Genomic DNA, 8,470 nt, shown 5'->3' on the forward strand with positions numbered 1-8,470 from the left:
CCCCACCAAAAGCTCCGCGGACGAGCGTCCTTGCCCCGGTGCGGGACCAGGACGCAGAGCCACTGGTCCACTCCCGCACGCTCCCACCAGACCAGTGCCCTAGGAGTGCCATGCCGACCGCACAACCCACCCTCGAAAGACCCGGTGCCACCCGCGCCCCACAGACCGGCTTCCGCCCGGACATCCAGGCACTGCGTGCCCTGGCCGTGGGACTCGTCGTCTTCCACCACCTGTGGCCGACCGTGCTCACCGCCGGCTTCGTCGGCGTCGACGCCTTCTTCGTGATCTCCGGCTACCTGATCAGCGCGCACCTGATCCAGGAGATCGAGGCCACCGGCCGCATCCGGATCGCGGACTTCTACGCCCGGCGCATCCGCCGCCTGCTGCCCGCAGCGCTGCTGGTACTGGTCAGCGTCGTCGTCGCCGTACACACCCTGCTCCCGCAGGAGCGCTGGTCCGACTCGGCCCGCCAGGTGCTGGCCAGCGCCCTGTACGGACAGAACTGGCTGCTCGGCACCGAGCCCGTCGACCCGATGAAGGTCACCGCGGTGGCACACTTCTGGTCGCTGTCGGTCGAGGAGCAGTTCTACCTCGTGTGGCCCCTGCTCCTCCTGCTGCTGTTCACCCTGCGCAAGCCCTGGGCGCGCCTGGCGGGCGTCGCCGTGCTGGGACTCGCCTCGCTGGCCTGGTGCGTCCACCTCACCGAGGCGGACCCGAACGCCGCCTTCTTCACGACCCCGGTCCGCGTATGGGAGTTCGCGGTCGGCGCGGCGATCCCCCTGCTCGGCAGACGACTCGTCCTGCCCGCGCCCGTCGCCAACGTGGCCTCCCTCGTCGGCCTCACCGCGCTCGTGGGCTCCGCGGTCCACTTCACCGGCCTCACGCCCTACCCCGGCACCGCGGCCCTGCTCCCGACCCTGGGAACGGCCCTCGTCATCGCCGCCGGAAGCACCCCGCACCGGCAGTGGCACACCCCGGTGACCTCGTCGAAGCCCGTCCAACTCCTCGGCGGCATCAGCTACTCGCTCTACCTGTGGCACTGGCCGCTGCTCATCCTGATGCCCCTCGCCGTCTCCGACGGGGTGCTGGACCTCCCTGTCCGCCTGGGTGTCCTGGCCACGGCGCTGGTACTCGCCTATCTGTCCAAGCGTTTCGTCGAGGACCCCGTGCGGTCCTGGCCCCGGCTGACCGGCAGCACGCGGCTGACCTTCCTCGCGATGGCGGCCGGTCTGACCACGGTCTGCCTGGCCGTCGCCGGCCTGCTCTGGACCTGAGAGCCCTCGTCTGCGCCCCGACGCCCGGGCCGTGCCGCGGCGGACCCGCGGCACGGCCCGGCGCGACCTCAGTCCTGGGAAGCGGACGGTACGAGGTCCCGCTCGTGCCCGCTCCCGTCCCGCGAACCCCGCGGCGGAGCGGACCGCAGCCGCCGGCGCAGCTTCTCGCCCTCGACGTCCACGTTCGGCAGCAACCGGTCGAGCCACTTCGGCAGCCACCAGGCGGCGTCGCCGAGCAGCGAGTGCACGGCGGGCACGATCACCATGCGGACCACGAACGCGTCGAACAGGACGGCCGAGGCGAGACCGAAGCCCATCATCTTGACCAGGTCGTTGACCTCGACGACGAAGCCGGAGAAGACGCTGATCATGATGAGCGCGGCGGCCGCGACCACCCGCCCGCTGTGCCGGAACCCGGTGACGACGGCCTCCTTCGCCGGGGCGCCGTGGACGTACGCCTCACGCATCCGCGTGACGAGGAAGACCTCGTAGTCCATGGCGAGACCGAAGACCACGCCGATCATGAAGATCGGCATCGTCGTCATGATCGGGCCGGGCTGCTCGATGCCGAAGACGTCGGCGGCCCAGCCCCACTGGAACACCGCGACGACCGCGCCCAGCGCCGCGCTCACCGAGAGCAGGAAGCCGAGCGCCGCCTTCAGCGGCACCAGGACCGACCGGAACACCAGGAGCAACAGCAGGAAGGCAAGGCCGACCACCAGGGCCAGGTAGGGCAGCAGGGCGTCGGACAGGGTCCGTGAAAAGTCGATGAACAGCGCGGTCTGGCCGGTCACCAGGATCCGGGTGGCCCCCGCGGACGCCCCGAGCGCGGAGGCCCGCTCGCGCACGTCCTTGACCAGTTGTTCGGTCGCGGCGTCGGTCGGGCCGGTCGTCGGTACGACGCTGAGGATGGCCGTGTCGCCCGCCTTGTTGGGCGTGGCCTTCGAGACCGAGTCGACGCCCGGGGTCTTCTCCAGGGCCTCGCCGACCTTGTCACCGGCCGCGGCGGCGTCCTTGCCCTCGACGGTGAGTGTCAGCGGACCGTTGAAGCCGGGGCCGAAGGAGTCGGACAGCAGGTCGTACGCCTTGCGCTGGGTGGTGTCGGTGGCCATCGTGCCCTCGCCGGGCAGGCCGAGCTCCAGCCTGGTCGCGGGCAGGGCGAGCGCACCGAGACCGACGACGGCGAGGAGGAGCACACCGAGCGGGTGGCGCACCACGAACGCGGCCCAGCGGGCGGACAGGACCGGCCTGGTCCGCGCGTCCGACCGCGCCGCCTTCTTCTCTGACCTGCGCCGCGCGCGCTCCGACAGCGGCTTCTTGGTCCGGACGAGCCGGCGGTCGGCGACGCGCAGCACCCGGCGCGGCGCGAAGCCGAGCAGGGCGGGCACGAAGGTGACCGCGATCAGCACGGCGACGGCGACCGTACCCGCGGCGGCGAGGCCCATCTTGGTGAGGACCGGAATGTCGACGACCGCGAGGCCGGCCAGCGCGATGATGACCGTCAGCCCGGCGAAGACGACGGCCGAACCGGCGGTGCCGCTCGCCCGGCCCGCGGCCTCCTCGGGGGTGTGGCCCTCGGCGATCTCGGCACGGTAGCGGGAGACGATGAACAGGGCGTAGTCGATACCGACCGCGAGGCCGATCATCATGGCCAGCGTCGACGTCGTGGCGGACAGCCCGAGGGTGCTGCCGAGCGCGGCGATGGCGGACACGCCGACGCCGACCCCGATCAGGGCCGTGAGCAGCGGCATGCCGGCGGCGACGAGCGAGCCGAAGGTGAGGAAGAGGATGACGGCCGAGAGCAGGACACCGACCTGCTCACCGGCGCCGGACATGGCCGCGTCGACCAGGACCGCGTCGCCGCCCGCCTCGACGGTGAGGCCACCGTCGCGGGCCCGGTCGGTCGCCTCGGTGAGTGCGTCGTGCGCCTGGTCGGTGAGGTCGGGCGCGGAGACCTCGTAGGTCACCAGCGCGTAGGCGGTGCGGCCGTCGTCGCTGACCGAGCCGGCGGTGAACGGGTCGGCGACGCCCTCCACTTGGGGCGCCCGGTCCAGTTCACCGACGAGTTCGCGGATCGCCTCCTTCTCGTCAGCGATCTTCCTGCCCTCGGGCGCGCGGATCACCACACGGGCCGTGGCACCCTCGGCGCCGGCGTCCGGGAACTTCTCCTCCAGCAGGTCGAACGCCTTCTGCGACTCGGTGCCCGGCATCGAGAACTGCTCGGTCGGCGGCGCCGGAGCGGACGAGGCCGCGGCACCGACACCACAGACGATCAGGACCCACAGCAGCGTCACGAGGCCGCGTCGCCGGAAGGCGAAGCGGCCGAGTCTGTACAGGAAAGTAGCCATCGAAAACCGCACTTCCGTCGGGTGGGGGGTGAGGAACGCAGACGCCCGAGGGCTCTGGCATGTCCACACCGTGGCCCAACGGGCGGAGCGGGGGCCGGATTCTCAGGAGGCCCGGGACGGCGGCTCCGGCCGGAGTCGAGCGAAGCTCAGGCGCCCCGCGCGGACGTGACCACCGCGGGCCGGTCCGGCTGGAGTCGAGCGCCCCGCTAGCAGCGGGGGACAGAGTTACGGCCTGAAGTTGATCACAGGTCAGATCTCTTACTTATCTGCATTGCACGGCATATCGAGTTCACGGCGAAGAACGCACCGCCCGATCGCATTGCATCGCCATGATCGGCGAAATCAAAGGAAGGTCCCATGAGTCTGCCCGAGCATTGGTGGAGCGCAAGCAAGAGTTATGTGGCGGAGATCCTCTCACTGCTCGCGGACGCGCCGGAACGAGATGTCTTCCACTGGCGTGGGGAATCCTTCTCCGGTGCCGATCTGATCCGGTCGGTGACTGAAACGTTTCGTGCGCTGCGCGACAGCGGGGTGGGCGAAGGGGACGTGGTGGCGATCCTGGTCGCACCCAACAGCCCCGAGACGCTCACCGTGCGGTACGCGACCCATCTGCTCGGCGGTGGCGTGTGCTATTTGCGCACCACCAACCCCGGCACCAGGGCCACGGTCCTTCCGCTGGATCACCAGATCCAGATCCTGCGTGAGACCGCGGCCGTGACCGTCTACGCCGACGCCGAAAGCTCGGAGCGCGCGGCAGAGCTCGCTGCCGCCAGTGGGATCCCGGTGACGCGACCTCAGCACGAGGGCGGCGGTGAGGCCGGCCGGTCCGACGCCGCCGGTGTCCCGGACGCCGCGTCGTGGGAGCCGGACGCGCTGGCCGTCATCAACTACACCAGTGGCAGCACGGGACGGCCCAAGGGAATCCGGGTGGCGGGCCACGCGTGGGAAGCCACATTGCGTGCGTGGGTGGAGCTCGGCCGTGAAGCCGACTGCGCGTCGCTCCTGGTGTCGACGCCGCTGAGCCATGGCGTGGCCCCGATGGCGGACGCGGCCCTCACCATGGGCGGAGCGCTCTACGTCCACGAGAAGTTCGACGCCGGGAAACTCGTGGACACCGTCTCCGCGGAGAAGGAGATCGCGTGGACGTTCATGGCCTCGAACCACGTGTTCCAGATCATCGACCACCTGCTTGAGCGGGGAATCCGCGACAGGGACGCGGTGGAAGCCGCGGGCCTGGGCTCGCTGAAGCGGATCGTCTACGGCGGCAGCCCCGCGGCGCCCGCCCGGCTCACCCAGGCGTTCCGGATCTTCGGTCCCGTGCTGTGGCAGGGGTACGCCGCGACCGAGTGCGGCCGCATCACGACCCTGACGCCCCCGGAACACGGCGACCCGGAGCTCGCGGCCACCGTCGGGCGGCCCTTCCCTTACGTGGAGATCGTTGTCTGCAACTCGGAAACGGGTGCGCAGCTGGCGACCGGTGAAATCGGCGAGGTTCGCGTCCGCTCGCCCCAGATGATGGACGGCTACAACGGCGAACCGGAACTGACGGCCCAAGTCCTCCGCGACGGCTGGTACTTCACCGGAGATATCGGCTATCTCGACGAACGAGGATATCTGACACTTCTGGGCCGGGTGGCCGACGTCATCAAGGTCGGCGGCGTCAAGGTCCACCCCATCGTTCTCGAGGCGGAGATCCTCTCCCACCCGGGCGTCCGCCACGCCGCCGTCTACGGCGTGCGGGACGAGGACGGCAGCGAGCACATCCACGCCGCGATCGAATGCGATCCGGCCGAGGTGGTCGAAGTGGAGAACATCCGCGCCAGGATCGCCGAGACGCTCTCCCCGATCCACGTGCCCGAGCAGATACATGTCCTGAGCGCTCTGCCGATGAACAGCAGCGGAAAGCCCGACAAGGTGCTCCTGAGATCGCAATATGTCTGACGCAGACCAATTGGTTCGCGTAACAACCCCACCGCTACGTCGAAAAGGCGAAAGAATGAACGCCCACCTGGCATCATACCTGAACGGGAAAACCGCTGAGGACCTTGCTGAGAGCAAGCGCGAATTCCTGGAGATAGGCCGTCGCTCCGGTAGTTACCCGCTGGCCTCCGCGCGGCGCGACGGGGTGGACTCGGAAGTCAGTGTCTGGTGCAGCAACGATTATCTGGGAATGGCCCAGAACCGCCAGGTCATCGCGGCCGTGCAGAGCGCGATCGATGTCCACGGCGTGGGCTCCGGAGGCTCCCGGAACATCGGTGGAACCAACCACCACCACGTCCGCCTCGAGAACGAACTGGCGGATCTGCACGGCAAGGAAGCCGCCATCCTCTTCACCTCGGGGTACACGGCCAACGAGGGCTCCCTCTCCGTGCTGGCGGGGATGCCGGAAGACACCGTCGTGTTCTCCGACGCGAAGAACCACGCCTCGATCATCGACGGTCTCCGGCACAGCGGCGCGAAGAAGCACGTCTTCAGGCACAACGACGTCGCCCACCTCGAAGAGCTGATCGCGGCCGCTCCCGCCGACTCCCCGAAGCTCATCGTCGCGGAAACGGTCTACTCCATGTCGGGCAACGTGGCGCCGCTCGCCGAGATCGCCGACATCGCCGACAAGTACGGTGCCACGACCTACATCGACGAGGTCCACGCCGTCGGCATGTACGGTCCGCAGGGCGCCGGCATCGCCGCGCAGGAAGGCATCGCCGACCGGTTCACGGTCGTGATGGGCACCCTGGCCAAGGGGTACGGAACGGTCGGCGGCTACATCGCGGGACCGGCCGCCCTCGTGGACGCGGTGCGCACCTATTCGCGCTCGTTCGTCTTCACCACCTCGCTGCCGCCGGCGATCGCGGCCGGTGCGCTGGCGTCGGTCCAGTACCTGCGCTCCTCCGATGTCGAGCGCAAGGTCCTCTCGGAGAACGCGCGGCACCTGCACAGCCTCCTGATCGAGGCCGACATCCCGTTCATCTCGACGGACTCCCACATCGTGTCGGCCTTCGTCGGCGACGACGACATGTGCAAGCAGGCGTCCCGGCTGCTGTTCGAGCGGCACGGCATCTACGTCCAGTCCATCAACGCCCCCAGCGTGCCCGCGGGCGAGGAGATCCTGCGGATCGCTCCGTCCGCCGTGCACGAGCAGGAAGACGTCGAGAACTTCGCCCACGCCCTGCACGGGATCTGGAAGGAACTGAACATTCCGACCGCGAGTTCCCGTGACTGGTTCACGACCGGGCGGCGCGGTGGCGGCGCCCGTACCGCCGCGAAAGACGGACTGCCGTCGTAATGACCATGTCAGTTGCCGGTGTGCTGGCCGACACGGCGGCGCAGCGACCCGACCACTCCGCCGTCATCCACGAGTCCGAGCACTACACCTACGGATGGCTGTGGGAACAGGCACGTCGCTACGCCGCCGTGCTCCGGGCCAACGGGGTACGGCCGGGCGACCGGGTCGCCATGCTCCTGGTCGACACCCCGCGGTTCCCCGTCGTGTACTTCGGCGCGCTGGCGGCCGGCGCTGTCGTAATCCCGCTCAATGGCATGGCGACCGCGTCGGAGATCGGGCACGTACTGGCCGATGCCGACGCCCGTTTCCTGGTGTGCGCCGACTCGTTGCTCGCCCGGGCGAGAGAGGCGGCGGAGCCGCTCGGCACCCAGCTCCTCACCGTCGGCCCGGGCCCCGCGGGCACGGTCGACCTGGAGAGCGCGGCACAGGACACCCCGCCGCTCGACACGTTCGAGATGCGGGAACCCGACGACGTCGCGGTGGTGTTCTACACGTCCGGTACGACAGGTGAACCGAAAGGGGTGATGCTCACCCACCGGAACATCCTGTTCAACGTGGAGAGGATGGTCACCACTCCGTACGCGTTCCGCGGTGACGACGTCCTGCTCGGGTGCCTGCCGCTGTCGCACGGCTTCGGACAGATCTGCGCCATGCTGACCGGCTTCCGCGCCGGTATCTCCCTGGTCATGATGGAGAGGTTCTCCGGCCGGGAGGCTCTCGCGCTGATGACGGAACACCGGTGCACGGTGTTCATGGGTGTACCGACCATGTACGTCAAGTTGCTCGACGCGGTGGCCCAGGGAGAGCCGGTGCCCCGGCTCGACCGCGTGTACAGCGGCGGATCGGCGCTCGCGGTCAAGACCCTCGACGACATCCGGAACACGTTCGGCTGTCCCGTGTACGAGGGCTACGGCATGACCGAGACCTCCTGCAGCGTCGCCTACCACTACCCCGGCCTGACGTTCCGCCCCGGAACAGTCGGTGTTCCGATCACCGGCATCAATGTCGGTATCACCCGGCCGAACTCCGACGGGATCGATCTCCTGCCCGTCGGCGAGGTGGGCGAGATCGTGGTGTCCGGTCCGACCGTCATGGCCGGATACCTCGGCCGCCCGGACCTCACCGCCGAGGTCCTGACCGACGGCTGGTTCCGCACCGGCGATCTCGGCCGGCTGGACGGCGACAGCTACCTCTCGGTCGTAGGCCGCAAGAAGGACCTGATCCTGCGCGGCGGCTACAACGTCTACCCGCGCGAGATCGAGGAGATCCTCGTCAAGCATCCGGCCGTGGCACAGGTGGCGGTCATCGGTGTTCCGCACCCCGAACTCGGTGAGGAGGTCTGGGCGGTCGTGGTGCCGGCCCGGCCGCAGGACATCACCCCGGGCACGGACGACGAGATCATCGCATGGGGCAAAGAGCGGCTCGCCGCATACAAATACCCCCGTCGAGTCGAGTTCACCGACGCTCTCCCGCTGGGATCCAGCGGAAAAGTTCTCAAGCGGACGCTCGTCTCGCAATACGAACCGGCCGCCGGCTCGTAGCCGCACAGAAAGCAGATGCGGCCG

The 8,470-nt window shown here is 69.2% G+C and carries 5 protein-coding genes; 4 read left to right on the forward strand and 1 reads right to left on the reverse strand.

The genetic code is table 11. From position 1 onward, the window contains the following. The first annotated feature begins 110 nt into the window (after nucleotides 1-110). The gene (locus ACZ45E_RS20885; RefSeq protein ID WP_468222572.1) at nucleotides 111-1,274 is read left to right on the forward strand and encodes an acyltransferase family protein; all 1,164 of its coding nucleotides are present in this window, start codon (nucleotides 111-113) and stop codon (nucleotides 1,272-1,274) included. A 68-nt stretch (nucleotides 1,275-1,342) separates the two neighbouring features. Here the strand turns inward: ACZ45E_RS20885 and ACZ45E_RS20890 are convergent, their stop codons facing one another. After that, complete coding sequence (locus tag ACZ45E_RS20890) at nucleotides 1,343-3,622, reverse strand: MMPL family transporter (protein WP_468222574.1); 2,280 nt, start codon at nucleotides 3,620-3,622, stop codon at nucleotides 1,343-1,345. A gap of 357 nt (nucleotides 3,623-3,979) precedes the next feature. On the opposite strand from ACZ45E_RS20890, the gene ACZ45E_RS20895 reads away from it, so the two are divergent. The 3 genes from ACZ45E_RS20895 to ACZ45E_RS20905 are packed head-to-tail and all read left to right on the forward strand — an operon-like array spanning nucleotide 3,980 to nucleotide 8,446. After that, nucleotides 3,980-5,563 carry a class I adenylate-forming enzyme family protein gene (locus ACZ45E_RS20895; RefSeq protein WP_468222576.1) on the forward strand — a complete coding sequence of 528 codons (1,584 nt, stop codon included), beginning with the start codon at nucleotides 3,980-3,982 and terminating at the stop codon, nucleotides 5,561-5,563. 55 nt (nucleotides 5,564-5,618) lie between these two features. Beyond that, a complete protein-coding gene (gene hemA, locus ACZ45E_RS20900; RefSeq protein ID WP_468222578.1) occupies nucleotides 5,619-6,905 on the forward strand; it encodes a 5-aminolevulinate synthase in 1,287 nt (428 codons plus the stop codon). After that, nucleotides 6,905-8,446, forward strand: coding sequence for a long-chain-fatty-acid--CoA ligase (locus tag ACZ45E_RS20905; protein WP_468222579.1), 1,542 nt, complete (start codon nucleotides 6,905-6,907; stop codon nucleotides 8,444-8,446). The genes hemA and ACZ45E_RS20905 overlap by 1 nt, the downstream gene beginning before the upstream one ends. Nucleotides 8,447-8,470 lie beyond the last annotated feature (24 nt).

Source organism: Streptomyces sp. NPDC030991, assembly GCF_055571235.1.